This is a genomic window from Rhodococcus sp. I2R, from assembly GCF_020889545.1.
Lineage (GTDB): Bacteria > Actinomycetota > Actinomycetes > Mycobacteriales > Mycobacteriaceae > Rhodococcoides.
Genome location: NZ_JAHUTG010000013.1, coordinates 1 through 26,964 on the forward strand (window position 1 = coordinate 1; position 26,964 = coordinate 26,964).

Sequence of the window (26,964 nt, forward strand, 5' to 3'; positions counted from 1 at the left end):
GATCAACGCCCGAGGCTACGGCCACCATTCTGCCGCATCGCTGAAAGCAATGATCTATCTCAACCTCGGCGGAATCGAGGTCAAGCTACCCACACAAAGGTAAGGAGGGGCACGTATGTTCGATACTAGCTCCAAGTCTTGTCCCGGTCAAGCAATACCAGTTGCGCTGCGCGGATTTGGAATTCGACGATGACGACGTGCGAGCGACCCTGAATGTGGCCTCCCGTAGTGTCGTGATTCAACCCGCAGCACCGAGGAGGACGACAGTGTCGAACGATGGAACGTCGAACGATGAGACCACTACTGGACAGTTCTGGGCACTCGAGGGGGGTAGTCCGTCGGTCGATTCGGAGGCATGGATCGCCCCGACGGCGACGCTGGTGGGCCGCGTGAACATCGCTGCTTCGGCCAGCATCTGGTATGGCGCAGTGCTGCGCGCGGAGTTCGAGGACATCACGGTCGGCGCGGGAAGCAACCTGCAGGACGGCGTTGTCGCGCACGTCGATCCGGGCTTTCCCCTCACGGTCGGCGCTGACGTCAGTGTCGGGCACAATGCTGTGCTGCACGGATGCACCATCGGCGCGGGCAGCCTCGTCGGGATGGGCGCGGTCGTGATGAATGGGGCCGTTGTCGGAGAAGGGTGTCTCGTCGCGGCCGGCGCGCTTGTCACAGAGGGTATGCAGGTTCCGCCGCGTTCGCTGGTGGCTGGTGTGCCCGCGAAGATCCGTCGTGAACTGAGCGAGGACGAAGTGAACCGCAACGGGCTCAACGCCGCGGTCTACGTCGAACTTGCCAAACAGCACCGGTCCGCCCGGCCGGCCTGACAGAACGACCGTCAGCGCAGCTGAGAATCAATCGGTAACGGCCCTCACCTTCGCCGCCGCGAAGGTGGCGGCGTCGGGAACGGTGTTGTTGAACGGGTAGGCGAGGTGTGCCAGCACGTTCACTCCGGCGTCGCAGACCGGGTCGCCCATATTGCAGAACGTGACAGCGCGATCGCCGTACAGGATGCTCTGACCCTCGATGGTCTCCTCGCGTAGCCCGAGCGGGTCGCCGAAGGTGACCACGGCTGCCACGCGCGGCGCCAACTCTTCCGGGATGGTATCGGCAACGCCGAAGTTCGTCGGCACGTCGAGCGCGATGGCCGTCGCCGACGCGCCCTGTGAGTACCCACCGAGGACGAAGGTCGTGTCCGAGCATCGCGCGGCGATGTCGGTGACCGTCCGCGTGATATCCGCAGCGCCGTCCGGCGCGGTCCTCTGATTCCAATCGGCGCCGTATTGCACCGCATAGGTCTCGACCGACTGGCCTGGCAGTGCAGCGGTGAGTGCGGTGGAGAACGGGTCCCCGACGATTCCGAGTCCGGGTAGCTCACCGGAGCCGCGTGCGAACACGAGCTGAACGTCTGGGCAGTCGAGCGCGGGCTGAGCCGACGCGGGAGCGGTGAACGTCAATGCCGAGCCGACAGTCGCGAGCGCGAGAACTCCCGCCGAGGTGGACCGGCGGAAGGACTCGAGAATGCGCGGCATAGATGATTCCTTCACGGGCGTCGACGATTGGCTCATTCACCATAGGGCGGGCGAGAGGGCGCGACAATTGTGCATTTTTCTTCGACAGTCGCGCCGCGGTGGTGAGATCTCCCAATCATTCAGCGCGGCTGCAATATGCGGGTCAGTGCGTGTGCGTGCTCGAGCAGGAGCGTCCCGAGTTCGAGGTGACGGTCCGAACGGAAGCGGGTTTCGACGCCGGTGAGGCTGAGCGCCCAGGCAGGCGCGCCGGTTCGATCGAACACCGCCGCGCCGATTCCCCAGCTGCCTTCCACGAGCAGTGCCGGGTTAACGGCGTACCCGGTCTGGCGAGTCGCCGCGATGCGCTCACGCACGGCGTCGGGTGCATGCGCAGTGCCCCAGTCGGGTCGTAGGTCCGTCCGGGAAAGATAGTCGTCGATCTCGCGGTCCGGTAGGTGAGCGAGAATTGCCAACCCGGCAGAGGCGACCCCGAGCGGTAGGCGGATGCCCTCATACAGCACGTGTGAGCGCAGCGGGAAGCTGCCGTCCTCACGCACCAGGCAGACGGTCTCGTCGCCCCGACGAGTCGAGAGGAATGCGCTCTCGCCACTTGCCGCGGCCAGCGCGTGCACGGTCCTTCTCGCATGCCTGGTGATGTCGTAGCGGCTGGCGGCAGCGGAGCCGAGCAGATACATCTCCGGCCCCAGGGTCCAGGCCCCGGTTGCCGAATCCCGGTCCAGGAAGCCCTCGTCCGCGAGGGAGGTGAGCAGGCGGTGGGCGGTCGGCCGGGCCAGATCCGCGGCCCGAGCCAGCTCGGTTGTCGACGCGCCCGACGGTTCCGCCGCACCGACGGCCCGCAGGAGGGCGGTCGCGCGGGCGACGACGTTCGGAGTCATGACGCAACGGTACCCACGCGTTCGCTCAGTGAACATTTGCACCGCTGGTGTTCGCAGGCCGAGCAAAATCAGGCGGTTTTACGCACCGACCTATCGGATCGCGGCACCTCAACGTCTACTGGTGCCCACAGTGCATAGCGTCTGCTGAATGAACACGTGAGGAGAACATCGTGCCAGGGAAAGTGTTCGATTCGACGGCGTCGGCCGTCGCCGACATCGGCGACGGTGCCACGATCGCAGTCGGCGGTTTCGGCCTCTGCGGGATTCCCGACGCCTTGATCGAGGCCATCGCGGACACGGAGGCCACCGATCTGGAGGTGTTTTCCAACAACTGCGGCGTCGACGACCACGGACTTGGGATTCTGCTCTCGATCGGTCGCATTCGACGGGTCACGGCCTCGTACGTGGGGGAGAACAAGGAATTCGCCCGGCGGTACCTGGCAGGTGAACTCGAGGTCGAACTGACCCCGCAGGGCACTCTCGCCGAGCGTCTGCGCGCCGGAGGTACCGGCATCCCGGCGTTCTTCACGCCCGCGGGTGTCGGCAGCCCCATCGCCGACGGTGGTATGCCTTGGCGCTACAACCCAGACGGAACCGTTGCCATCGCGTCGCCGCCGAAAGAAACCCGGGTCTTCGGAGCTCGGCGGTACGTGTTGGAGGAGGCGATCAATGCGGACTTCGCGCTGGTGCACGCCGAGCTCGGCGATACCGAAGGCAACCTGGTGTTCGACAAGACCGCAATGAACTTCAATCCGTTGGCAGCGATGGCAGGGAAAGTGACTCTCGCGCAGGTGGAGCGGCTCGTCGAACCCGGTGAGATCGATCCGGGAGCAGTGCATTTGCCAGGGGTTTTCGTGCAGCGGATCGTGTGCACCGGACCGCAGAACACGCGAATCGAAAAGCGCACCGTCAATGCAGGAGGACGAGCATGAGCACGGCAGTAGCAGGGTGGACCCGCGAGAACATGGCCGAGCGGGCCGCCGCCGAGATGATCGACGGCGAGTACGTCAACCTCGGAATCGGCTTGCCCACAATGATTCCCGGATACCTGACAGCTGAGGTGCGAGTGGTTCTCCACTCCGAGAACGGCATTCTCGGCACCGGGCCGTACCCGACAGAGGCGACCATCGACGCCAACCTCATCAACGCGGGCAAGGAAACCGTCACCGTTGAATCCGGGGCGTCGTACTTCGATTCCTCGCTCTCGTTCGGGATGATCCGCGGCGGACACATCGACACAGCTGTGCTCGGCGGCATGCAGGTCTCGCGCACCGGCGATCTGGCCAACTGGATGGTGCCGGGCAAGATGGTCAAGGGCATGGGCGGCGCAATGGATCTCGTGCACGGCGCCCGCCGAGTCATCGTCGTCATGGAACACACCGACCGCGAGGGCAATCCGAAAATCCTCGACGCCTGCACACTGCCGTTGACCGGCCAAGGCGTCGTGAACCGAATCATCACGAACCTGGCGGTCATCGATGTGGTGGGCGACGGAACTCTGGCGCTGGTCGAACTCGCACCCGGCGTCACTCGCGAGCAAGTAGCGGCCGCGACTTCAGTTCCACTCGCCTGAATCGAGCGCACTCTGGTTAGGGTGGAGAGATGTTCGTCAACTCCGCCACCACATTCGTCGCGGACGCACTCCGCGGTCTCGTCGCATCCACCGCGGACATCGCCTGGCACGCCGATCCCGGTTTCCTGACGCGAAAGGAGCCACTGAAGTCGGGGCGAGTGGCTCTGCTCTCGGGCGGCGGGTCGGGTCACGAGCCGATGCATGCCGGATTCATCGGTGCAGGAATGCTCACCGGTGTCTGCCCGGGACTGGTGTTCACCTCGCCGAACGCGCTACAGGTGCACGAGGCTTCCAGGGCCGTCAGCGTCGGCGGCGGTGTGTTGCACATCGTCAAGAACTACACCGGCGATGTCATGAACTTCTCCATCGCGCGAGAGCTGTTGCACGAGTACGGCATCGAATCCGATCATGTCCTCGTAGACGACGATGTCGCATCCGAGCGAGCCGATGGCGACGGACCCGGTCGGCGCGGAACAGCAGCGACCGTCATCGTCGAAAAGATCTGTGGTGCTGCAGCCGAACGCGGTGACACGCTCGGTGCGGTTGCCTCGGTGGGTCGAAGAGTGGCGGAGAATTCGCGGAGTATGGCTGTGGCAGTCAGTCCGTGCACGCTGCCCGGTGCGAGCGAGCCGTCGTTCGACCTCCCAGAGGGTGAGATCGAACTCGGCATCGGTATTCACGGGGAGCGCGGAACCGAGCGGGTGCCGGCGATGCCTGCGCAGGACCTCGTCGCAGCGCTGACTCAGCCGGTGATCGATTCGCTCGGACTGAAACGGGGCGAATCCGTCATTGCTTTCGTCAACGGACTCGGTGCCACGCACCCGATGGAGCTGCAGCTTCTCTACGGCGAACTGGCAGAGTTTCTGTCCGACAAAGGAATTCTGATCGCCAGGCCGCTGGTGGGTAGTCTCGTCACAGCGCTGAACATGGGCGGTGCGTCGATCACGCTCGTTCGCGTGGACGACGAGATCCTCGAACTTTTCGACGCCCCGACCGACGCCCCGACCGACGCGCCGGCATGGCCGAATGTCAGTGCCGGCAATGATTCGATCCTCCCGGAACGGGGCGGCTTCGGCCCCAGTTTCTCCCCGACCGAAACCGACAGTGTCCGAGACGAGTTCATCTCCGCATGGATGGCGAGCTGGGTCGAGCGGGTGCTGGCAGAAGAGCCATCGCTGACCGATCTGGACCGGCGTGCCGGTGACGGTGACTTCGGTACCAATATGGTTGCCGCGCTGGGGCAGGTCGACTTGGCCGCGATCCGTGACAGCTACTCTGCGCGGACAATCTTCGAAGCCGTGTCCGATTCGTACTTGGGGAACGCAGGCGGCACCTCGGGAGCTCTGTTCGGGATATGGTTCCGGCAGTTCTACAACTCGCTCACCACGGTCGACCTCGCGAACATCACCGCTGCTGCCCGCGGCGGCCTGGACAAGATCACCGAACTCGGCGGGGCGCGCACCGGCGACAAGACCATGGTCGACGCCATCGCCCCGGCCGTTGAGGCACTCGAAGGTGCAACCGATCTCGGCGAGGGTCTGCGGGCCGCCGCGGCCGCCGCGCACGAGGGTGTCCGCTCGACCGAGCATCTCACCGCCAATAGAGGACGCGCGTCCTACGTCGGCGACGCGGCAAAAGGCGTCGTCGATCCGGGTGCGCTGGTGATCGCCTGGTTCTTCGAGGCCGCCTCAGACGCGCACTGACCCCGCGCTACGCGCGAACCGAATCCACGAAGACGCGGGCTACAGCTTCGAGCCCGGACTGATCGTCCGCGTCGAACCGATCGACGGCGGGGCTGTCGAGGTCGAACACCCCGATCAATCTTTGCCCGTCGTAGAGCGGAACCACCAGCTCCGAGCGGGTGGCCGCGTCGCACGCGATGTGCCCGGCAAAAGTGTGCACATCGGGCACTCGCTGCGTTTCACCTGTTTTCGCAGCGGCGCCGCACACACCCTTGTCCAACGCGATACGCACACACGCCGGCCGACCCTGGAACGGTCCGACCACCAACTCGGTGCCGTCGAAAAAGTAGAAACCAACCCAGTTGACCTCGGCAAGAGCGTGGTAGACCAGGGCGGAGATGTTCGCGGCGTTGGCGATTCGATCCGACTCACCGGCGACGAGCGCGCTCGCCTGCTGGGTCAGCTGCGTGTACTGCTCGGTCTTGGTGCCTTCGAGAGCAGCGGCAGAGAACGACATGTGGCCGAGTCTATTTCTTTGCTGCTTTCCTTCGGCCACTGAGCCGCCCGGCCGCAAAACCGACCGCGAACAGCACCAGCAGAATCAGCCACAGTGGTGATGTGACCGTCAACCAGAACATCTCGATCGTCGTGCTGTACCTGTTCTGCGCGATGAACACCGCCGCGAGGAGCACCAGCAGAATCGGTACCCAGTTCGTCTTCAGAAAGCCCACTGTTCGATCTTTTCCCGACATACCCAGCAAACTACTCGGTGACCAGTGGTTCTCGGATCCGAACCGCACTGACTGATTCGGATGTGTCGTTCGCTTCAACCCAGCGCCTGCGCAACTTTTTCTGCTGCATCGGCGGCGGGCTCGTGTTCCCACACACGCACCACCGTCCAGCCCTCGGCTTCGAGGCGTTCGTCGGTGTTGCGGTCTCGTGCCACGTTGGCCGACAGCTTGTCCGCCCACCACTGTGCGTTGTTGCGCGGCTGCGTAGCGTGAATCGGGCAGCTGTGCCAGAAACACCCGTCGACGTAGACGGCGACCTTGCGCCGCGGGAACACCACGTCCGCCCGCCGCCGCATGCCCTTCAGCGGGGCCCGATCGACGAAATATCGCAGGCCGCGGCGGTGCAGCTCACGTCGCAGCGCCACCTCCGGCTTGGTATCGCGCCTGCGCTGCTTGCTCAGCCGCGCGCTGGTGGCAGCATCAGTAAGCGGCCTGGACATAACAGCGAAGCTACCCGTCCTCGCTGTCCTCGGGCTCGGACCAGGTGGGAGCGAACTTGTTGCGACGGGTGACCTCACCGTGGACAACGGCAACGAACTCCTCGAACGACAACGTCTGCGAAACCGACGGACGGCCGTTGCGGGGAGGCGACTCGTCGACGTCGAAGAAGCGCACCACACCATCGGTGTCGTACAACCCGATGAACACTTTCTCGAACAGGTCGTAGCGGGTGTCCTCGGCGCCGAGGTCCACCCACATCCTGCCGCTCCCGCCGAGCACCGCCCGCTTACCGCGTCCGGACCGTTTCGACAGAGTCGTGACGTGATGTGCGAACGACGACTTACCGATATCGCTCGCCTTTGCGGCATCCCCGTCCTCGCAGGTGGCGAACGGGGTGAACAGGACAGCCACCAGCACGCTGTACGGCTGACGCTGGTGCAGCACCATCGCTTCACCGCGCAGCTCATGATCATTGCGGACGATGTTCTTGGTCCAGCGACCGAACTTGCCGGACCGAGGACTGAAATCCCGGAAACTGTAGGTCTTGATCGACACGCACAGAATCAGACCCAGCGTTGGGTCGAGCGCTTTGACATCGAGACGTTTGCGCCCCTTCGCGACGTCGACCTGCGCTTCCTGCCCGGCGCCCGTCGCGTCGGGAGTGATGTTCGGGTAGTGCGGCCGCAGCGCGTCGGCGACAGTTTGCGCCAGATGATTCGACAGTCGCTGCGCATAATTCTTCTTGTCGCTGCGATCGGCGTCGGGCGCAGGTTTGTCGCCGGCCAGCGCCAGCGGACGCGCGAGCGCAGGCGGGTCGGGAAACAGATGCTCGGTCATGCGGCCGGTGCTGTTCCAGAACTCCTGCTGGGGTGCCCGCCCATGCGGTCCAGATGCGTCTCGATGTCGTCGAGGAATCCCGGCACGAAACGCAGGTTGCCCGTCCGGGCCCGCTTGAGGAAGCCGGCGGTCGCGCGCGCGGACAGCAACCGCGAGTCGTCGAGGAAATCGCTCAGGTTCTCGTACGGCTCGTGCACCGGCCACGTCGAGCGTTGGACCCGAAACACCGAGCCGCGCGCGCCCCACGCGGCGGTCGGCCACGCTTGCCCCGGCAGAATCTCCTCGTCCTCGTGTGCGTCGTAGTGCTGTGGGCGCTCGATCTGCGAGGCCACCCAGGACGCCATCCGCACGCTCACGGCATTGCCGACGAGTTTCCACCGATGTCCGGCCCGGACGCCGGGCAGCGCCAGCGCGGGCGCCGTCCAATCCGGATCGAAACCCTGCAGCCGCTCCGCGCCGACAATGCCCGGGGTGACGATCTCACCGGAGGGCAACCGCACAGCCGGGGGACTGGCAATGCCGATCGACGACCCGCCCTTGAGTGTCGGTACTGCATTGACGGCCCAGCCGAGTCCGCGAGTGCCCTCGGTCCAGTAGAAGCCACACGGCTGCTCGGACGGGTCGCCGTCGGGCACCGGGCCCTCATCCTGAGAGAACAGCACCTCCCGTGGATCCTCGGTCCGGGAAGCCAACATGATGACCCGTTGACGGCGCTGCGGCAGCCCGAAAGACCGAGCATCGACGACGCGGTAGGCCCACATGTAGCCGAGATCGGACAGCGCGTCGGTGATGTGCCGCATGGCCGCGCCGCGACCGAGCTGCAGCATGAACGGCACATTTTCGATCAGCAGCCAACGCGGTCCGTTGCGGCGTTTGACCAGACGGAACACCTCGTCTACCAAGCCCGACCTGGTACCGGTGATGCCTGCAGTTCGCCCGGCCTGCGAGAGGTCTTGGCACGGAAAACCGGCCGCGACGAGCTCGGTTCCCGACGGCAAGGCGCGCAGCTTCGTGACATCGGTGTGCAACGGCACATCAGGGAAGCGGGCACCGAGCACCGCACCGGCACCCGGGTCGATCTCGCACAGCAGTTCCGTCGACCAACCCTGCTCCGCGAGCCCCAACTCGAGCCCGCCGATTCCGGCGAACAGCCCGACCATCGATCGCGAACCCACGGACACCCTTCTTTCCAAGAACTCTTCACTCTCGGGCAGAACGTTACTCGAGAACTCCGACAGGTTCGCTCACCGAGCCGATCGACACGCTTGACCTGAACAATGCTCGAGGTTTCATCATGGAATTCGTCAGAGAGAAAATCGGTTGGCGCAAGAGCTGAGGAGTGAAACCATTCACTCGCCAGCAGTGAAGGAGAATCTCGTGTCGACGGGTGTGCTCGAATTTCGCAAGACCACTCGCGAGGAGCCGAACCCGCAGACCACCCCGCCGAGTTCGTTGGCCCGATTCCTCCCCTTCATCGCGCCCTACCGGTGGCAGTTCACCGCGTCGATCGTTCTCGCCTTGATCGCCACGCTCACCGGTCTGGCCATCCCGCTGGTGATGCAGCAGGTGATCGACGGCCCCATCGCCGCGAGCAACTTCGCCGGCGTGTGGTGGCCCGCCGCACTGGTGTTGTTCCTGGGCGCCGTCGATGCGCTCGGAATCTGGGCTCGCCGCCACCTCGTGGCAGGGCCGTCGAGCCAGTTCGAGATCTCGGCCCGCGCCGCAGTCTTCGACCAGCTGCAACGGCTTTCGGTCTCGGCGCACGAGGGCTGGGAATCCGGTCAGCTGCTCTCCCGCGCCATCGCAGATCTCTCGTCGTTGCGGAGATTTGTCGCCTTCATCGGCCCGTTCCTTCTCGTCAACGCCGTCACATTGGTGGTCGGACTCGGCGTGCTGTTCGTTCAGTCGTGGCAGCTCGGCACGATCCTGGCGGTGACGGCCGTGCCGCTGGTGATCGTCTGCGCCCGCTTCGAAGCGCTCTACCGCGTCGTGGCCCGTGACGCGCAGGATCAGGCCGGCGATGTCACCACCACCGTCGAGGAATCGGTCCAGGGCATACGTGTGCTGAAGGCGTTCGGGCGTAGCGCACATCTGGGCCACAGATTCATCCGCGAAGCCGCGACCCTGCGCGGGACGGAAATGAAGAAGGTCCGCTACCTGGCGATCCTGTGGACGCTCATCGTCGGGATACCGCCCGTCGGGATCGGCGCCATGCTGGCCTACGGCGCGTACGCCATCGTCGAGGGCACCATGACGGTCGGCATGCTCGTCGCGGCAATGGCCATCGTCGCGTTCCTGCTCTGGCCCATCGAATCTTTCGGCTTCCTACTGGCGGAGCTGAACAATGCGCGGACGGCGGCCGATCGCTACTGGGAGATCATGGACACCCCGGAAACGATCACCGATCCCGTTCGGCCGGTGCCGGTCCCGCGAAACCCGCGGGGTGTGCTCGAGTTCCACGACGTCGGATTCGCGTTTCCCGACGCCTCGCCACTGCTGAGGGGCGTCGACTTCCGCGTCGATCCAGGCGAGATCGTCGCGCTGGTCGGGGTGACCGGTAGTGGAAAGACCGCGGTGACCAATCTGGTGCCGAGGCTCTACGACGTCACATCCGGTTCGATCACGATCGACGGAATCGACATCGCAACGGTGGCTCTGTCGGATCTGCGGTCGACGGTGTCGGTGGCGTTCGAGGATCCGGTGCTGTTCTCGGCAAGTGTCCGCGAGAACATCGCGCTCGGTCGTCCGGGTGCGTCCGACGCCGATATCGATCAAGCGCTCGATATCGCCTGTGCCCGCGAGTTCGTCGAACGTCTGCCATGGGGACTGAGCACACGGATCGGTGAGCAGGGCATGAGCTTGTCCGGTGGGCAGCGTCAGCGACTCGCTCTCGCGCGTGCCGTGCTGGGCAAGCCGCGCATCCTGGTGCTCGACGACCCGCTCTCGGCGCTCGATGTGCACACCGAGGCCGTCGTTCACGACAATCTGCGGCGAGTTCTGACGCACTCGACAACTCTGTTGGTCGCGCATCGGCCGTCCACCGCGGCACTGGCAGACAGAGTGCTTCATCTCGAGAACGGAACGATCGTGGAACAGGGCCCGCACGAACGCCTGCTGGCGACCTCGTCGAAGTACCGCTACGTGATGGGGTCGATCGATGACTGAGCAGAGTACCGAAACCGACTGGCGCGGAACCGGGAACGAGGAGTCGAACGTCGACCGAATCGGCAATCTCGTGCTCGCCGGCCGCTCGCGTCGACTTCTTGCCTCACTGGTTCGCCCGCATCGAAAGCAGGCGTTGCTCGCGTTGGCGATCATCCTCGTCGATAACATCGCGTACGTCGCCGGGCCGCTGTTCATTGCCTACGCCGTCGACCACGGTGTGACCGCGGCAATCGACGGAAACTGGTCGCCGCTGGCGTGGGCAGTGTTCGGCTACATCGCTTTCGGGCTGCTCGGCGCAATCACGACGTACACGTTCCTGATGGTCTCGGGCCGCCTCAGTCAGGCGATCCTGTTCGACCTGCGCAAGCGAGTTTTCGAACACGCGCAGCGGTTGAGCTTGTCGTTCCATGAGAAGTACACCTCGGGTCGCCTGATCTCGAGGTTGACCAGCGATGTCGAATCGCTGCAGACGCTTCTCGAGAGCGCGTTGAACGACGCGTTGACGGCGATTCTGTCGATCGTCTCCATCGCCGTGATCCTGGTGTACCTCGATGCTCCACTTGCGCTCGTTGTGCTCGCGGGATTCGTGCCCCTGGTGCTGGTGACGCGATGGTCGCAACGTCGGCAACGTACCGGCTACCGCCGAACCCGCGTGGCGATCGCCAAGGTGGTGGTGCACTTCGTCGAATCGATGGGCGGCATCCGCGCTGTTCAGGTCTTCCGGCGTGAGAAGCGAAACGACGCCATCCTCGCGGTCGACGACACCGAGTATCGCGACGCGACCACCGCCGCCCTGCGCGGAATGGCGAGCTACACCGGCATCGTTCGGTGGATCGGCAACCTCACACTTGCGATCATCCTGGTGTTCGGTAGCTATCGGGTCATCAACGGCCACATGGAGATCGGCGTCCTCGCGGCGTACGTGCTGTACCTGCGACGGTTCTACGGCCCGCTGGATGAACTCGCGCAGGTGTTCAACGCCTACCAGTCGGCTGCCGCTGCGCTCGAGAAGATCTCCGGGGTACTCGAGGAGGAGCCGTCGGTCCGAGCGCCCGACGAGCCGGTCGTGCTGCGCAGCGCCCGCGGTGACATCGACTTCGAGAACGTGCGTTTCGCCTACGACGAGGATCGCGTCGTACTCCCGAAATTCTCGCTGCACATCCCGGCGGGGCAGGTGGTGGCAATGGTGGGTGCAACCGGTGCGGGCAAGTCGACGCTGGCGAAGCTTCTCGCTCGGTTCTACGACCCGACGGAGGGGACTGTCCGGCTCGACGACGTCGACTTGCGCGAGCTCGGTGACGAGAACATGCGCGAGCACATCGTCATGGTCACGCAGGAGGCGTTTCTGTTCTCCGGGTCCATCGCCGACAACATTCGGCTCGGCAAGCCGTCGGCGACGGACGCCGAGATCATGGCCGCAGCCGATGCCGTCGGAATGACGGAGTTTATCGCGACCCTGCCCGACGGGATAGATACCGACGTGCGCAAACGCGGTGGACGGCTGTCTTCGGGGCAACGCCAGCTCGTCGCGTTCGCGCGGGTGTTCCTCGCCGCGCCCGCGGTGATCGTGCTGGACGAGGCGACCTCGAGCCTGGACATCCCCGGCGAACGACTGGTCCAGCAAGCCTTGGAGACGATTCTGGAGGGCCGGACCGCGGTGATCATCGCGCACCGACTCTCCACCATCGCGATCGCCGACCGAGTGCTCGTGATGGACGACGGGGTGATTGCCGAGGACACCCTCCGCCCGTGCGCGCGTAGTGACCGCGGAAGGTAACTATGCACGCACGGGCGGCGGAGCCGCATCACCAGGGCTTGATCGGCGGCTTCACCCACATGATCTTCTCGTCGGTGTGCTGCGGCGTGGCAGACGGGTGATCGGGGTTCGCCGCAGCCCACGCATTCTTAGTGTCGAGCAGTTCGGCGGTGATCGTCCAGGTCTCCATGGTGCTGGGCGGGTGGATGTCAGCGGCGCGCGCCAGTTTGCGGCGGGCGGCGTCGGACAGCCCGAGGAGTTCGCCGCCGTCTATCCCGCGGTCCCAGATGTAGCGCGCAAGGGCCGTCGCCTTGTCCTGTCGACTCTTGGCCGCCTGCTCGGAGTGCGCGAAGTCGAAGCCACCTGCTGTCACGGGACCCCACAGTAGTGGGACTAAAGTCACCACCGCTTGATCTGAGTACCCGTCTGTCGCTTACCGTAGTCAGGTGACCACTCCAATATCGGGCGTAGAAAACGCACCCGCGACTGACCCAACAGCGTCGACGCAGGCCGTACGCGCGTGGCCAGCGGTGCTGACCTGGCGCGCGCACGAGGCCCCCCGAATGGAATCGGTCCGTGTCCAGCTCAACGGCAACCGCATCAAAGCGGCCGGTCGGATCATCGGTGCGGCGTGTGCGGAGCACCCGGCGTTCAGTGCGTCCTACGACCTCGTGACCGACGAGAACGGCATCACACGTCGGCTCTCGATGCGCACGTCGATGGCAGCAGGAGAGAAGCAAGCCTCGGTGAGCCGCGACGAAGAGGGCTACTGGATGATCGAGAACTCGTCCAACCACCAACGGGCCACCTACAACGGCGCGCTCGATGTCGATGTGGTGCTCAGTCCGTTCTTCAACACCCTGCCCATCCGGCGCTTGGGATTGCACACCGACTCGATCGACACCCAGGTCCCCGTCGTGTACGTCAACCTGCTGGACCTGAGCATCCAAGAATCCTCGCTGACCTACAGCAGCGGACCCGACGGCATTCACGTGCTCTCCCCGGTGTCCAGCTCCTCGGTGACGGTGGATTCCGAAGGGTTCGTGCTCGACTACCCGGGGCTCGCCACGCGAATCTGACGGATTACCCCGCCTCTTCTTCCGGCGGCACGTAGGTCCGCGAGCCAGCCGGGATCACCCGGCGTCACATCGGTGATGTCGAAGCGCTCGTGCTCCTCGTATCGGGTGCGCGCCCGGTGGCCCTCCGTCACCAGCGTCCGCGTCGACGTTTCGTCGGCCAGTTCCTCGCGGGCTCTGCGCAGCAGCAGCAGCGCATCGTCGAGCGCCTCGGTGAGCGCCTCGGCGTTGCCCTCACACATTGCGCGCACCAGATCGGGCGAGGAGGACGCGACCCGCGTTCCGTCCCGGAACGAGCCGGCGGCGAGACCCAGCGCGAGCGGGCTGCCCGACGCGCCCACGATCGCGAGCGTTTCGGCCAGCAGGTGCGGTAGATGCGAGATGCGCGCCACGGCTCTGTCGTGTTCGCGGCTCTCGACGGGTACCACCACCGATCCGCAATCGAGCGCGAGTGAGGCCACCGAACGCCACACGTCGGGGTCGGCGTCGTCGTCGGCGCCCACCACCCAGACGGCGCCGACGAACAGGTCAGGATCGGCGGCGGACCACCCGGAGAAGTTCGTGCCGGCCATCGGATGGCCCCCGACGTACCGCGGCGACAGACCGTGCCGGGCGACCGCATCGGCCACTTCTGCCTTGACGCTGACGACGTCGGTGATCCGATTGTCGGGGGCGTACTCACCGATGGCGTCGAGAATCGAATCGACCGCGGGCATCGGCACTGCGATGACGATGAGCGCGTCGGTATCGGCGGCGCGGATCAGTGCAGCGGCCAAATCGGTACCGGTGTCGAACCCGGCCTCGGCGGATCCTGCGATGGCATCGGCCGAGCGGTTGTACCCCCATGCCGTTCTACCAGCACGTACAGCTGCTCGGAGTACCGATCCGCCGATCAGCCCGAGCCCGAGTACACAAACCGGAGCAGTAGTCACGAGATCAGGTTTGCACACTGCCGTGAGCATCCGCGCACAGGTGTTTCGGTTGGTGAAGGCAGTGGACTTCATTTTGGGGCCGTACGGCGACTACCGTTGCGCGCATGGCAGCACAGCGCGGGAGCAACAACTCCGCCAAGGCGAAGAATTTCGACGGCCCCGACCTCGACGATTTCGACGATCTCGAGGGCTTCGGTGTCGCAGTTGTCCGTGAAGACGGCAAGTGGACGGTGACGCCGCTACCTACGAAGGCGTTGGCGTCGTTGTCCGCAGCCGAGACGGAGCTGCGTGAGATGCGCAGTTCTGGTGCGGTGTTCGGCCTCCTCGATGTCGACGACGAGTTCTTCGTGGTGCTGCGGCCAGCGCCGTCGGGCACTCGTCTCCTGCTTTCCGACGCCAGCCTTGCAGGTGAGTACGACATCGCCGCGGATGTTCTCGACCGACTCAACGTCGAGGTGCCGGATTTCGACGCCGATGAACTCGACGACATCGAGCCGTGGCCGGAGGGCGATATGGCATTGCTCGCCGACCTCGGATTGCCCGAGGCCGTGATGGGCATCATCGTCGCCGAGACAGATCTCTACCCCGACGAGCAACTCGGGTCGATCGCTCAGCGACTCGGCTTTCCTGACGAGTTGTCGGCGGTCCTCGACAAACTTCCCCGCTAGGGCCACGCGTGCAGGACGAGGAGCTCGTCCGCGCCGCTCTGGCGGCCGCGGAGGAGGCGTCCGAACTCGATGTACCCGTCGGCGCTGTCGTCTTCGATTCCGACGGCCGTGAGCTGGCTCGGGCCGCGAACGCACGCGAGGCCACCGGCGATCCGACTGCTCATGCCGAGGTGCTTGCCCTACGAGCGGCAGCGCGGGTGCACGGTGATGGTTGGCGTCTGGAAGGGTGCGTCCTCGCTGTGACACTCGAGCCGTGCACGATGTGCGCGGGCGCGCTGGTCTCGGCGCGGATTGCCCGGGTGGTCTTCGGTGCCTGGGAGCCCAAGACGGGCGCCGTCGGCTCGCTGTGGGATGTCGTCCGGGATCGGCGGTTGGCGCACCGGCCCGAGGTACGCGGTGGAATCCTCGAACACGAGTGCAGCGCCGTGCTGCGAGAGTTCTTCGCCTCGCATCGCTCATGAAACTCTGCATCGCTCATGAAACTCTCAGGTTTGCTCGAAAACGAGGCGGGTACTACTCGGGAGTACGGGGGCGCACTTGCGTCCGATACACGAACTCTCGGGAGGTTTCCATGGGACTCGATGACAAGATCTCGAACAAGACCGAAGACTTGGGCGGCAAGGCGAAGGAAGCCGCCGGGTCGGCAACGGGCGACGAGGACCTCAAAGCCGAGGGCAAGGGTGATCAGGTCTCGTCTGCAGTCAAGGACGGCGCCGAGAAAGTCAAGGACGCCGCCGGCAACATCAAGGACAAGCTGACCGGCAACTGATTTGGATGCTTACCAGGCGATTTAACGTCTGGGCGCCACTGCGGTACAGTTTTTCGCGGTGGCGTGTCCGAGCGGCCTAAGGAGCACGCCTCGAAAGCGTGTGACGGGTAACCCCCGTCCGAGGGTTCAAATCCCTCCGCCACCGCCAAGAACTCCCCACCTGCTTCATGCGGGTGGGGAGTTTTTTTGTGGGCGTCGACCTCGCTCATAGCGCGCTCTCGTGACCACATTCTCGGTTGAGTACGCGCCATTCGTGGCGTACAGCGTCTAGGTCCGTGTCGACAAGATCCGCGTAAGTGTCGTGGGCGACCTTGGATTTGTCGGAGGTGGTACCGGAAGATGGCCAGTGAGGAAGGGAAGTATCGTGACGCAGCGCGGCGACTTCGAGGAATACGTCACCAGGCGAAATCCGTTCGAGCGGCTCGACCTCGTGGATCCTGGTGACCTGACGGATGACGAGCGTCGCTCGTTACCTCCGGCGTGGCTGGCGATCGCTGAACTCGACGGCACTCGAGCAGTTGAGCGGGCGCTGAAGATGTGGGCAGACGCGTTGCCGGGGCGATTCCCCGGAACAGTTGCCAATCTTCGTGACCGTGGCCTCGATGTCTTTCTCGCCCGTGTACTCCCGTACCAGGACGACCCGACCTGTGTCGTTCTCGTGTACGCCATTCATCGGAACGCGTCGCCTCTGCTGTTCGACGCATGCTTTGGGTATCTTCCGGCCGGGACCAGCCAATTTCCGGAGTTCTGGCCCCGACTCTCGGAGGACTTTCGTCGGTTTCACACCCAGGTGCACGATGGATTTCGCGCCAAATTCGGCGGAATTCTGCTGTCAGATCGCCTCCGGGCGATTTCGGCGGACTTCGTATCGCCAGAGGTGCCCGAGTTCGATTACGTCGATGAACATCTCCAAACGTTGCCTGAAGATAGGCGTCCGTCTCTCGACAACTTGGTGGTCGTTGTTCGCGAGGGCTCGCGCGGCGTCGCTGTGGATGTCAGCACGCCTGACTTGACGGCATGGGAAACGTCCGAACTCATAGAGCCGTGTCGCCTAGGGCCATGGTCGGCAATGGACGCCTACGTCATGTCCGCGATGAGTAGCGACGTCGAGTACTACGAGCGGCTCGGGTATCGCGAAACGTAGGAGTGCATGACATTCGCTGCGAATGTGCCGCAACTGGATGGTACCGGCCGGCACCAAATCCCTGATGACGGGCTGACAACGACTCTGTGAACGCACCAGACTTCGCGGATGCGAGCGCGGGCCACGGCGGGCAGTGTTGCCAAAGCCACATGATCCGCCACCAGTCGCAGCTGAGTCTGTGGGATCATAACGGACACGCACGTCGCACAAGGGGGCCGTGATGACAGAGCTGCAACAAGGGCGGACCGCAGTACCTGCTGAGCTCATGGAGCTCGGTAAGTTCTTGACGGCAAGCCGCGCCTCACTCACTCCTCGCGACGTGGGTCTCATCATGTCCGGAAGGCGTCGGGCAACCGGATTGCGACGTGAAGAGGTTGCGCTCCTCGCTGGCGTCGGCGTCTCTTGGTACACGTGGATCGAGCAAGGTCGAGCTGAGAATGTAAGCGGCGAAGTGCTGGACTCCATTGCTCGTGTCCTCCGGCTAGATGAGAACGAACGCCTGTATGTCAGAAGGCTCGCCGGCCTCGAAGCAAAGCACTCAACTCCGTCGGTCGACTTCGACCGACAAGTTTTTCAGCCCTTTGTAGATAACTGGGGCCACAACCCTGCCTTTATCACTGATCGGACATGGAACGTCATTGTGGCAAACGTGTCGGCGGTGCGGTTGTTCAACCTCGACAGTGGTTCCCATAATTTCTTGGTTCACCATTTCACGGATACGCGGCATCGCGCTCTCTACGCAAACGTGGAACAAAAAGATCATGAAATTGTGGCACGTTTCAGGAACCAAGTCGCGTACTACCCGGATGATAAGCAGCTACGGGACGTCATCAGTCAACTCAGCCATAGCAGTGAGCGATTTGCAACATTGTGGGTCAAGCATGAGGTTCGCGAAGATGCATGTGGTGATGAGCTACTAATTCATCCGTCCGTCGGCGAACTGCCGTTGCACTGGGCAACACTCAACTTTCCCGATCGTGTTGCAATTAGAATCACGCTCTTTCATCCACAGGTCGGCAGCAATACTGACTATGCCCTTCGGCGGCTTGCCCGTCTCGATTCCTAACGGCACTACTCATGGGCTCTGGCCGTGAGGTAAGTGCGTCTTTCTGAATTCATGTGGAGCTAAAGAACTCCGTCCAAATTCGGCATACTTCCTGTTCGTATCCCTAGCTCCGTTTCTCTCAATGCGCAGTCGTTCATGGCCATACTCAAGTGCCGGGCTTCCCTGTTGCTGTCAGGCCTACGTTACTCAGACTCTGGTTACTTCGCGCGCATTCGTGATTTATTAGCAGGGCAAGTCTTCTGGCTCATACCAAGCACGCTGCGAGACGTTGGTGGTCCACAATTGCGCGAGACCGTGGCCATTGCTCGCAACCGAGTTGGTTCATTTCTATACCGAGCCTAATCCATCCTCAACAAGTAAGGGGCTTTGTAGTGCATTCTCGGCTGGGCGTATTTCTGTCGCCGCTTCACGACCCTACTACCGACCCACATCTCGCACTCCGTCGTGATGTCGCTCTGGTGAAGCATCTTGACGAACTCAATTTCGATGAGTGCTGGTTCGGCGAACACCACTCGTTGGGCTGGCCGCTCTCTGGAGCGCCGGAGACGTTAATTGCGGCCTGTGCCGCGGTCACGAGCCAGATCCGCCTGGCCAGCGGTGTTGTAACTGTTCCATTCCACCACCCGTTTCACATCGCTACCCGGGCTATCGCCTTAGATCACTTGACCCGCGGCCGCTACATTTTGGGTGTGGGCCCTGGGGCGACGCCCATGGATGCAGAGATGCTCGGAATCGCGATGGCTGATTTGAAGCCACGCCTCAATGAGGCGCTCCCCGCGATCATGGAGCTGATTAATGGTGACGATTATGTCAGTCTCGAGACGTCATGGTTCGAGCTGCACGATGCGAAAATGCAGATGCCACGCTACAGCCCGTTGGGGATTGAGCTGGCTATATCGAGCGTTGGTTCACCTAATGGGCCAGAAACGGCAGGAAGGCATGGACTGGGGCTTCTCTCCTTTGGCGCGCCTCCACCCGGCTGGCCAGACGTTGACCTTGCACGGCAGTGGCAAATCCTCGAGGATTCCGCCAACGCGAGTGCGCAGCCGTCGTCAAGATCCAACTGGCGAATTGCTGTTCCAGTTCATATTGCCGAAACACGAAAACAAGCGTTCGCAGAGGCTCGGTACGGCTTTGGTCGTTGGCTTCACAACTACTGGGAGCATGGCGTGGGAAGCGACATCGGTATGCAGGGGGTCGACGATGAGCACAGGCTCGAGGCGATGGTCGACGCTGGCCGCGCCATTGTTGGATCGCCCGAGGATGCATCGAACGCCATCAAAGATCTTGAGGGCAGATCGGGCGGATTCGGTACGTTCCTGGCATATGCCGTGAACTGGGCACCATGGGAAGCAACGAAACGGAGCTACGAGTTGCTTGCCACTGAGGTAGCCCCTCACCTGAATAGCAATACTCAACGCGGGATGGAGTCAGTCAATCGGCGAGCAGCACGGATGCCAACGTGAGGTGACGGGATGTAGCTTCGTGTTGGTACCACCACCATGACACCTGCGCACTGGAACAGGCCGCCGCGACAGTCGATTATCTCTACATGGTGACTCGAATAGGATTGATCGGCGCATACGGGTCGGGCAAGACATCGCTCGCAGCTGCACTAGGAGATGCAATTGATTCAACTGTCTTGCCGATGGCAAAGATGTGGCCGGCTGGGGCGCATAACTTTCAGTCAGTCCACGAATGGACGCCGCCGTATCTAATTCAGGCGTCAACTCTCCGGTTTGCGGACCGATTACGGACCGAGTCATCCCATCAGCATGGATTTATTTCTGACGGGACAGTTTTCCATGATTGGGCATACACTGAGACCCGCCTGCGGTGGGGATCTTATCCCAGTGACGAGAACTTCGTCGATCCGTCGACCCTCACGGGAAATGCCGAGAGTCTTCTGGACATAAATTCCGCGCATCTAGAAGCCGTAAAAGTCCATGCTGAAGGCTCTTACGAAATATTGTTCCATCTCCCCATTGAATATCCACTACGGGACGACAATCGGCCGATCGATGAAGAGTTTCGGATCAAATCTGACAAGCTTCTACTAGACGCGGTTTCAAAGACCCGGATACCTGTCCATGTCCTACATGGATCGATTGCTGCACGAATCGACCAGGCGCGACGACTACTTCCATCGAAGTTGAACTCGCAAGCCCGCTGACCCGATCACGTTCAGAACTGGAGATCTCATGACTCAGACGGTTGTAGCACCAAAACCGGGTGCAAGAACACTCCCCGATTTCACCGACAATCCGAACCTCAAAATTGCGATCTCGGGGACGTATTCCACCGGAAAATCGACCACAACGGAAGCACTGTCGATCGCAACCGGCATTCCACGCACGCACGCCAAGACATCTCGTCAACTACTTGTCGATCTGGTTCCAGGCAAGACGGTGATGGAACTCAATGCAATGGAGTTGGTGAAGCTTGGATTGCGCCGTTTTGAGGAGCGCGTCCATAATGAGTCTCGGACAACGGCATTCATCTCGGACGGAGGCGTGTTTCACGAATGGGTCTACTTTGAGGCACGTATGCGTGTTGGCATCAATCCAGGAGCGAAGTGGTGGTTCAGAACTGTCAAGAAAATAATGGGCCTGCCGGTCAAGCATTTTTACCAGCGGTATACAGACACACTCGGGGACATAACCAGGGATCGAGCGAAGAGAATCTATGATGCGTATGTCCACCTGCCTGTCGAGTTCGACATGGAAGCCGATGGACATCGGCCTGTGTCGGAGGAATTTCGTCGCCTTTCCGACGACTTGCTGATTGAAGCGCTCGATCGGATGGATATACCGTACAGGGTTGTCGGTGGTCCGATCCCAGATCGAATAGAGAAGATCATCGAGCTTTTCGGCTTGCCGGTAGTGGTGCCAATCCCAGATGCGATTGCGGAGGCAGAGCGACGCGTCAAAGCGGACCTCGATGATCTGAAAGAAGACGCACGGTTTCATGAAGCGCAGAGAAAGAAGTCGCTCATACGCCAAATATCGTACGCATTTCGCTACTAATGCCGCTTTTCTGCTAGATTTCAGACTAGGGAGTATTAAATGAGTACCAACGCTAAATCGACCCAATTGAAGAGCCTCGGTGCGGTACTGGCGCTGCTGGCATTTGCGCAGATGATTATCGCAATCGACTACAACATTGTTTTCGTTTCGCTCCCAGAAATTGGGTCCGGTCTCGGCTTCTCCGAATACAACCTGCAATGGGTGGTCTCCGCATACGCCGTGGCATTCGGTGGGTTCCTCATGCTCGGCGGTCGTGCCACAGACCTGTTCGGTCGCAAACGGATGTTCATCGTCGGAATGGCGCTCTACGCGATCTCATCGCTCGTCGGTGGTCTGGCTACCGAACCTTGGATACTGGTAGTTGCACGAGCTGTCCAGGGCTTGGGCGGCGCGTTCTTGGCACCCGCGACATTGTCGCTCGTCATGGCGCTGTTCAAGGAGGGCGCTGAGCGCAACCAGGCTCTGTCGATCTGGGGCGCCGCGGGCGGGTCAGGCATGGTTCTGGGCTCGATCTTGGGAGGCGTGCTCACGGACGCCTTCGGGTGGCCTGCGGTCTTCTTTGTTAACGTTCTGTTGGCCGGAGCCGGTGTGATAGCAGCCTGGGTCCTCATCCCCGCCGATCCGCCTTCCGCGCGTGGGAAGATCGACCTTCCAGGTGCGGTAACAGGCACCGCTGGTGTCACATTGCTGGTCTTTGCGTTGGTCGAGGCTCCTGCCCGGGGTTGGACCTCGTCGTTTGTACTCACAACAGCTGCCGTCGCAGTGCTGCTCCTGGGCGTCTTCATAGCGGTGGAGGCTCGGTCATCGGCACCGATGCTGCCTTTGAGGCTCTTCCGTAACCGAAACCTCTCGACGGGCACCCTGATTACCTTTTCATTCATGGCCACGTTTGGTGCATTGGCATACTTCCTCACACGGTACTGGCAGGGAGTACTTGGCTACAGCGCGTGGACGACCGGCCTGGCATTCGTACTGCCGTCAGCAAGTGTCCTGATAGGTACAGTGCTGGGTGGAAAGTTGTCCACGAAGTTTGGTGTGCGGTCGACTCTTGTTGGAGCACTTGCCGTTGGAGCGGCTGGTACGGCTGTGCTCGCTCTAGTGGCCGGTCCGACATCGAGCTATTTGGCAATTGCGCCCGCGCTTGTCGTGTTGTCCGTCGCACAAGGTGTTGTCTTCACGACGATGTTCGTCGCTGCCACCACAGGAGTCGAAGCCGCAGATCAAGGAATCGGGTCCGGAATTGCGACAACTGGTCAGCAAATTGGCGGGGCTGTGGGATTGGCAGTGCTGATAGCCATCGCCACGTCCGTGAACTCCGGTGGGGACGGCAACACTGTGATGCACGAAACGACCGTTGCGTACTGGGCTATCGCGATCGGGATCGCCGTCACTGTTCTCGTCACATTGAATTTTCGGCAACGACCGCCAGCGGAGCCCGTCAACGGTGCTGACGCCGCGGGCTCGCTCGACACCGTAGAAACTGCATCAGAAGGTGTGCAACCCCGATAGTTCTGGCTATACGCCCTCAATGTATCTGTGGCATGTACTGCTCCAGGTGCATTGAGGGCACAGATCAACTTCTAGCCAGTCTCAATAGGAACCCATGTGTACTTCCCTTCGACCGTGACCACTTTTCCGAACACGACGTCAGCGAAATGACCGCCGACTATAATGGTCGGTGTATCTGCAATGTTCTTTAGAAGATTCTTTCGTATCGAAACGCCTAGCACACGGTCATGATCGACTGTCACTCGACGATGGTAGTCAGTGATCTGTATAGGTGAATGAAAAGAATCTCCCAGAATGAGAACTGGCGTTCCGCCTGTTTCGATTTCAAATACGCAATGTCCTTGGGTATGACCAGGTGTGCTGACCGATCGGATGTGCTGGCTCACGACCTCCTCGTCGGAGTATGGTTCGACCCTTAGCCCGTTAAGGTATGAGCCGGCGGCCGTGCTCAGCTCGGACTGGTGGACGCGGTGAAGCGTATTGCTGAAAACGCTCTGGCCGTTGCTAGCTCTACTCCGTGTCCATCCTGTGTGGTCTTCGTGTAAATGGGTATAAATGACGGTCGTGACGTCAGTTGGTTCAATTCCTATTGCGCGTAGGTTGTCCAGTAGTAGACCTCCCGATATTGCACCGATGACTCCACCGGTTTCTTCCTTCGCGGCGTAGACCGGTCCGACTCCAGTATCTATGAGGACAATCTCGTCATGAAGTGATGATTCAATTAGCAATGATCCTATCGAGCCTACAAGAAATCCTTCACGATCGAGCCACCTATCGATGTTCGATGTTGCGTCATCCAAAAACCAACTCCGTGGGTGTAGTTGGACAAATCCGTCTGGAATGTAAGTGACTGTGGTATGCCCAGTTTTAATGCTGCGCAGTACGCCGGATGTAGAGTAGCGGTTTGTCATATATTCAGTGTATCGGAAGCTTGCAGTAACTACTATTCCCAGTTCGACGCAAGAGGGTATTGGTGCGAACAACAGTGTTGCTGCGCACTGCCAAGTTCGTTGGACATATGGTTAAAATGATCGCATTCACAAACTGGCTCGGCTTCAAGGAATTGCAACCGCTAGTGGGAGAGGAATCTTTATGGGTGCCGTCGCTTACACGATCGAGCTAAACGAGTACTTGGGCCCGCGCGAGACGCGCTTCTTTGGCGAGGGTTACAAGCGAGCGCGTCATGATCTGGACGTGTTAGCCCACCAACGTGATTCCTTGGAAGGAATTGCGTCTGTCAGTTATCCAGATGATTGGTCCAAGAAGGGCGATGCAAGCCAGCGGGCGCATCTTAGTACTGTCGACGTACTACTTTTCGGTGTACAAGTCGCCGAGTTGATCCTTGTAGGGCGGTATGGCCTCACCGAGACGGGGCGACGACAGTCATGGGTTCGATCTGCCTCGATTGCGGGCGGCGCATCACCAGTAGAGGATTCGCTGTCGGCGCTGGCTGTTGCTGGTCTATTGCGGTCGACCGCAGGCTTCGGGAGCGCGATGGTCAGTTCGGTGGTGACTGTCAAAATCGCGTCGTTGAATGTGAAGGTAGAGATCGTGCATCCGCCAACCAGCACTAACGCGTTGGAGCCGGACTTGGCCGCTACTAGGGGGCTTCTCGCTGAGAGCCGCGACCAGTTGTACCGCGACGGATACAAGCGCAACGAGGTCAATGTCGAGACCGTTTTAGTCGAACCGGGAGGGACACAAGGGTCCGGTGCACTGTCAATCGGACCAAGCGCCGGAGCAGCGCGGGCACCCTTTACTGGCCTCGAGGGGCAATTTGGTGCGGTTCCATCCTTCATCGATGCATTTGTGGCTGCCCTGCAGGCCGGCCAGGTCTTGCTATACGAGCTCGACGGCATCAAGCGTGCGGAGAGCAACACGTTGTGGATGCGACGAACTAGGATCAGTGCCCCGGGCCCTCTGCGTCAGGCCAGCAAGGCCGCGTTCCGCGTCGAACTTTCTCAACCCAGAGTGGTGGTGTACGGCGGAAGCAATTGGCGGGCAGCAACAATCAAGGCTGAAGTTGACCAGATCAGCGTTGCATGCAGCGTGACGCACCGAGTTTCGGACGAGGCAGCGTGACGTGCCGGGTGGCGGTGATCGAGGGTGTCGGCGCATACATTCCTCCTACTATCGTCACGAACGCGCAACTGAGCGAGCAGCTCGACACCAGCGACGAGTGGATTCGCCGGATGACCGGAATTCAAAGTCGCAATCATAATGGCGTTGACAGTGCGACGAGTGACCTCGCTGCAGAGGCTGGACGTCGCGCAATGGCTCACGCAGGGGTCCAAGCCGTCGACATGGTCATTCTTGCGACAAGCACACCGGACTTCAGATGCCCAGCGACAGCTCCATCCGTGGCAGCGATGATTGGGCTCGGGACTGTGCCTGCATTTGATGTAGCAGCGGTGTGCGCTGGATTCGTCTATGCGCTCGCACTCGGAAACTCGGTTATTAGATCCCAGATGGCCGACCGAGTTTTGGTTATTGGGGCGGACTCCTTCACGTCCATCGTCGATCCCAATGATCGAAAGACAGCTGTCATATTTGGGGATGGTGCCGGTGCCGTTGTCTTAGGCGCAGCAGACGGGAACTGTGGCGGTATCTTAGCCACTGACCTGGGATCGGACGGATCATTTGCCCATCTTATCCGTGTTCCTGCGGGTGGCGCGCGTGCGTTCTCAAGTTCGGACCCCACCATGTTTGATAACCCATACTTCGAGATGGAAGGAAAGCAGGTTTTCGCAGAGGCCGTAAAAGCGATGACCGAATCCAGCAAGCGAGTGCTGAAAGGAGCTGAATGGTCCAACGACACCGTCGATCATTTGATTGCACATCAAGCCAACCTGCGAATTCTGAATATAGTCGCAGATAATCTTGGGATTTCAAGAGATCGTGCAGTTCTGCACCTGGACAAGGTCGGGAATACATCGGCTGCGTCGATTCCGCTCGCAATGGCTTATGCGGCACCGAGAATTCAACAAGGACAGCGGCTCTTATTAACTGCATTCGGCGGCGGAACCGCTTGGGGCTCCGTTGCGTTGACATGGTCGAACAATTACGCCCTAGAAGGAGTATCTAATGTCGGTGACATATAAGGACATCGCTTCGGTCGTAAATACTCATTTTCCCGAGTTTGCAGGAACAATTGAGCCTACTACGACCTATAGTGACTTGGACTTTGATTCTCTCGTACTGGTCGAGCTCGGTGTAGTGCTCTCCCGCATACACAGCGTCGCCATCGAAGAGCAGGATCTTGTCGCGGCGAATTCTTTTAGCGGAGCCGCAGAACTGGTGAACCGGTTGATCGAGGAACGCGCGGCGGTTGTGGCGTCGGCCGACAGGCGTTGATTCATGATCCAAGCCCGGGAGTCCGCGGCTCAGGTGCGTGCCGGCGCATACTTCGACGTGGACGAGACGCTTACGCTGGGAATCACGATATTTGATTTCATGCTCTTCGACGCAGCGGTAGACGGGCGTATCAAGTTGGCGTCGGACTTTCTCCGGGATCTGCGACAAATGAAGGAATCGGGCAAGTCGCGAGAGACAGTCAACCGCCACTACTTCACCTGGTGGGCGGGCAGAGATGCTGGTGAATTGCACAGCAGAGTCCGGCAGTGGTTTGATCGGCGTGAAGCGACAGCTTACAGGCAAGTGGTTTGCAAGCGGTTGCGAGCACTAAAGACGGAGGGATATCGGGTTGTGTTGGTCTCGGCTGGACTGGACGAGATAGTTCGGCATGTCGCAATGGAGCTTGGCGCTGACGATGTGATCTGCACGCAACTTGAGTGCGAGGAGGGTGTGTATACAGGTCGCGTGAAACGACCAATGGTTGGCGCTGCAAAGCAAGTCGCAGTAAAACTACATTTACGTGCATACGCATTGAACGGTACAGAGTCGTATGCGTTTGGTGACCACCTATCCGATTTGGAGATGTTGGAAGCGGTTGGGAATCCAGTCGCTGTGGCGACTGGCGTTAACGACACGTTCGTTGCCGTGGCCAGAGGTCGCAATTGGGAGATCATATAGCTCTGGCGAACAATGGATGTTGGCAATGTCGAAACTCATCTGAGTTTCCTGAGGTGCTCTGGCCGCTTCGGTCCGACGCGGTGATCTGCCCCG

30 protein-coding genes and 1 tRNA gene are annotated in these 26,964 nt (G+C 61.4%); 21 read left to right on the top strand and 10 right to left on the bottom strand.

Features of this window, described 5'->3' with window-relative positions; genetic code table 11:
* Positions 1-266 precede the first annotated feature (266 nt).
* Positions 267-824 (top strand): gamma carbonic anhydrase family protein, encoded by a 558-nt coding sequence (locus KVY23_RS14920; protein ID WP_230557263.1) that lies wholly within the window; start codon positions 267-269, stop codon positions 822-824.
* A 27-nt stretch (positions 825-851) separates the two neighbouring features.
* Here the strand turns inward: KVY23_RS14920 and KVY23_RS14925 are convergent, their stop codons facing one another.
* Both KVY23_RS14925 and KVY23_RS14930 read right to left on the bottom strand, forming a co-directional pair.
* Positions 852-1,529: a cutinase family protein gene (locus KVY23_RS14925; protein WP_230557264.1), complete on the bottom strand. Its 678-nt coding sequence runs from the start codon at positions 1,527-1,529 to the stop codon at positions 852-854.
* A 119-nt stretch (positions 1,530-1,648) separates the two neighbouring features.
* Complete coding sequence (locus tag KVY23_RS14930) at positions 1,649-2,404, bottom strand: IclR family transcriptional regulator (RefSeq protein ID WP_230557265.1); 756 nt, start codon at positions 2,402-2,404, stop codon at positions 1,649-1,651.
* Positions 2,405-2,574: 170 nt separating this feature from the next.
* Between KVY23_RS14930 and KVY23_RS14935 the strand changes: the two genes are divergently transcribed.
* From KVY23_RS14935 to KVY23_RS14945, 3 genes are read left to right on the top strand one after another with little or no spacing between them, the layout of a single operon-like run.
* Entirely contained in the window at positions 2,575-3,336 is a 762-nt protein-coding gene (locus KVY23_RS14935) for a CoA transferase subunit A (protein WP_230557266.1), read from the top strand.
* Positions 3,333-3,977 carry a 3-oxoacid CoA-transferase subunit B gene (locus KVY23_RS14940; protein ID WP_230557267.1) on the top strand — a complete coding sequence of 215 codons (645 nt, stop codon included), beginning with the start codon at positions 3,333-3,335 and terminating at the stop codon, positions 3,975-3,977. The genes KVY23_RS14935 and KVY23_RS14940 overlap by 4 nt, the downstream gene beginning before the upstream one ends.
* Positions 3,978-4,006: 29 nt before the next feature.
* A complete protein-coding gene (locus KVY23_RS14945; RefSeq protein ID WP_230557268.1) occupies positions 4,007-5,680 on the top strand; it encodes a dihydroxyacetone kinase family protein in 1,674 nt (557 codons plus the stop codon).
* 7 nt (positions 5,681-5,687) lie between these two features.
* On the opposite strand, the gene KVY23_RS14950 is transcribed toward KVY23_RS14945, so the two are convergent.
* The 5 genes from KVY23_RS14950 to KVY23_RS14970 form a co-directional block, all read right to left on the bottom strand.
* Positions 5,688-6,176 (bottom strand): GAF domain-containing protein, encoded by a 489-nt coding sequence (locus KVY23_RS14950; protein WP_230557269.1) that lies wholly within the window; start codon positions 6,174-6,176, stop codon positions 5,688-5,690.
* A gap of 10 nt (positions 6,177-6,186) precedes the next feature.
* A complete protein-coding gene (locus KVY23_RS14955; protein ID WP_075838620.1) occupies positions 6,187-6,411 on the bottom strand; it encodes a hypothetical protein in 225 nt (74 codons plus the stop codon).
* A 74-nt stretch (positions 6,412-6,485) separates the two neighbouring features.
* Positions 6,486-6,890, bottom strand: coding sequence for a very short patch repair endonuclease (locus tag KVY23_RS14960; RefSeq protein ID WP_075838587.1), 405 nt, complete (start codon positions 6,888-6,890; stop codon positions 6,486-6,488).
* 10 nt (positions 6,891-6,900) lie between these two features.
* On the bottom strand, positions 6,901-7,728 hold the full coding sequence (locus tag KVY23_RS14965; RefSeq protein ID WP_075838588.1) for a hypothetical protein: 828 nt from the start codon (positions 7,726-7,728) through the stop codon (positions 6,901-6,903).
* Positions 7,725-8,888 carry a DNA cytosine methyltransferase gene (locus KVY23_RS14970; RefSeq protein WP_230557357.1) on the bottom strand — a complete coding sequence of 388 codons (1,164 nt, stop codon included), beginning with the start codon at positions 8,886-8,888 and terminating at the stop codon, positions 7,725-7,727. The genes KVY23_RS14965 and KVY23_RS14970 overlap by 4 nt, the downstream gene beginning before the upstream one ends.
* 217 nt (positions 8,889-9,105) lie before the next feature.
* Here KVY23_RS14970 and KVY23_RS14975 point away from each other — a divergent pair, with 217 nt between their 5' ends.
* Both KVY23_RS14975 and KVY23_RS14980 read left to right on the top strand, forming a co-directional pair.
* Positions 9,106-10,893, top strand: coding sequence for an ABC transporter ATP-binding protein (locus KVY23_RS14975; protein WP_374108729.1), 1,788 nt, complete (start codon positions 9,106-9,108; stop codon positions 10,891-10,893).
* A complete protein-coding gene (locus tag KVY23_RS14980) occupies positions 10,886-12,670 on the top strand; it encodes an ABC transporter ATP-binding protein (protein WP_230557271.1) in 1,785 nt (594 codons plus the stop codon). The genes KVY23_RS14975 and KVY23_RS14980 overlap by 8 nt, the downstream gene beginning before the upstream one ends.
* A 28-nt stretch (positions 12,671-12,698) precedes the next feature.
* Here KVY23_RS14980 and KVY23_RS14985 read toward each other — a convergent pair whose 3' ends face one another.
* Positions 12,699-13,022: a hypothetical protein gene (locus tag KVY23_RS14985; protein WP_230557272.1), complete on the bottom strand. Its 324-nt coding sequence runs from the start codon at positions 13,020-13,022 to the stop codon at positions 12,699-12,701.
* 190 nt (positions 13,023-13,212) lie between these two features.
* Between KVY23_RS14985 and KVY23_RS14990 the strand changes: the two genes are divergently transcribed.
* Entirely contained in the window at positions 13,213-13,728 is a 516-nt protein-coding gene (locus KVY23_RS14990; RefSeq protein ID WP_139318032.1) for a putative glycolipid-binding domain-containing protein, read from the top strand.
* On the opposite strand, the gene KVY23_RS14995 is transcribed toward KVY23_RS14990, so the two are convergent.
* Complete coding sequence (locus KVY23_RS14995) at positions 13,701-14,687, bottom strand: prephenate dehydrogenase (protein WP_206511783.1); 987 nt, start codon at positions 14,685-14,687, stop codon at positions 13,701-13,703. The two genes, KVY23_RS14990 and KVY23_RS14995, sit on opposite strands and share 28 nt — an antisense overlap.
* A 74-nt stretch (positions 14,688-14,761) precedes the next feature.
* On the opposite strand from KVY23_RS14995, the gene KVY23_RS15000 reads away from it, so the two are divergent.
* The 10 genes from KVY23_RS15000 to KVY23_RS15040 all read left to right on the top strand — a co-directional run bounded on the left by KVY23_RS15000 (position 14,762) and on the right by KVY23_RS15040 (position 22,839).
* A complete protein-coding gene (locus tag KVY23_RS15000) occupies positions 14,762-15,325 on the top strand; it encodes a tRNA adenosine deaminase-associated protein (protein ID WP_075838591.1) in 564 nt (187 codons plus the stop codon).
* An 8-nt stretch (positions 15,326-15,333) separates the two neighbouring features.
* A complete protein-coding gene (locus tag KVY23_RS15005; RefSeq protein WP_075838592.1) occupies positions 15,334-15,786 on the top strand; it encodes a nucleoside deaminase in 453 nt (150 codons plus the stop codon).
* A 110-nt stretch (positions 15,787-15,896) separates the two neighbouring features.
* Positions 15,897-16,094 (top strand): CsbD family protein, encoded by a 198-nt coding sequence (locus KVY23_RS15010; RefSeq protein WP_230557273.1) that lies wholly within the window; start codon positions 15,897-15,899, stop codon positions 16,092-16,094.
* A gap of 57 nt (positions 16,095-16,151) precedes the next feature.
* Positions 16,152-16,242 (top strand) — tRNA-Ser (locus KVY23_RS15015).
* A 216-nt stretch (positions 16,243-16,458) separates the two neighbouring features.
* Positions 16,459-17,238, top strand: a complete 780-nt coding sequence (locus tag KVY23_RS15020; protein ID WP_230557274.1) for a hypothetical protein — start codon at positions 16,459-16,461, stop codon at positions 17,236-17,238.
* A 220-nt stretch (positions 17,239-17,458) separates the two neighbouring features.
* Entirely contained in the window at positions 17,459-18,304 is an 846-nt protein-coding gene (locus KVY23_RS15025; protein WP_075838622.1) for a helix-turn-helix transcriptional regulator, read from the top strand.
* Positions 18,305-18,675: 371 nt separating this feature from the next.
* On the top strand, positions 18,676-19,770 hold the full coding sequence (locus tag KVY23_RS15030) for an LLM class flavin-dependent oxidoreductase (protein WP_230557275.1): 1,095 nt from the start codon (positions 18,676-18,678) through the stop codon (positions 19,768-19,770).
* An 86-nt stretch (positions 19,771-19,856) separates the two neighbouring features.
* Positions 19,857-20,477, top strand: a complete 621-nt coding sequence (locus tag KVY23_RS25295; RefSeq protein ID WP_363324677.1) for an AAA family ATPase — start codon at positions 19,857-19,859, stop codon at positions 20,475-20,477.
* Between the two features lie 28 nt (positions 20,478-20,505).
* Entirely contained in the window at positions 20,506-21,330 is an 825-nt protein-coding gene (locus tag KVY23_RS15035) for an ATP-binding protein (protein ID WP_230557276.1), read from the top strand.
* A 39-nt stretch (positions 21,331-21,369) separates the two neighbouring features.
* A complete protein-coding gene (locus tag KVY23_RS15040) occupies positions 21,370-22,839 on the top strand; it encodes an MFS transporter (protein ID WP_230557277.1) in 1,470 nt (489 codons plus the stop codon).
* Between the two features lie 71 nt (positions 22,840-22,910).
* Here the strand turns inward: KVY23_RS15040 and KVY23_RS15045 are convergent, their stop codons facing one another.
* Positions 22,911-23,750 carry an MBL fold metallo-hydrolase gene (locus KVY23_RS15045; protein ID WP_230557278.1) on the bottom strand — a complete coding sequence of 280 codons (840 nt, stop codon included), beginning with the start codon at positions 23,748-23,750 and terminating at the stop codon, positions 22,911-22,913.
* A gap of 181 nt (positions 23,751-23,931) precedes the next feature.
* Here KVY23_RS15045 and KVY23_RS15050 point away from each other — a divergent pair, with 181 nt between their 5' ends.
* The 4 genes from KVY23_RS15050 to KVY23_RS15065 are packed head-to-tail and all read left to right on the top strand — an operon-like array spanning position 23,932 to position 26,871.
* Positions 23,932-24,921 (top strand): AvrD family protein, encoded by a 990-nt coding sequence (locus tag KVY23_RS15050; RefSeq protein WP_230557279.1) that lies wholly within the window; start codon positions 23,932-23,934, stop codon positions 24,919-24,921.
* On the top strand, positions 24,882-25,940 hold the full coding sequence (locus KVY23_RS15055) for a beta-ketoacyl-ACP synthase III (RefSeq protein ID WP_230557280.1): 1,059 nt from the start codon (positions 24,882-24,884) through the stop codon (positions 25,938-25,940). Before KVY23_RS15050 ends, KVY23_RS15055 begins: the two co-directional genes overlap by 40 nt.
* Positions 25,930-26,193, top strand: a complete 264-nt coding sequence (locus KVY23_RS15060) for a phosphopantetheine-binding protein (RefSeq protein WP_230557281.1) — start codon at positions 25,930-25,932, stop codon at positions 26,191-26,193. The genes KVY23_RS15055 and KVY23_RS15060 overlap by 11 nt, the downstream gene beginning before the upstream one ends.
* 3 nt (positions 26,194-26,196) lie before the next feature.
* Positions 26,197-26,871: an HAD family phosphatase gene (locus KVY23_RS15065; protein WP_230557282.1), complete on the top strand. Its 675-nt coding sequence runs from the start codon at positions 26,197-26,199 to the stop codon at positions 26,869-26,871.
* Positions 26,872-26,964 lie beyond the last annotated feature (93 nt).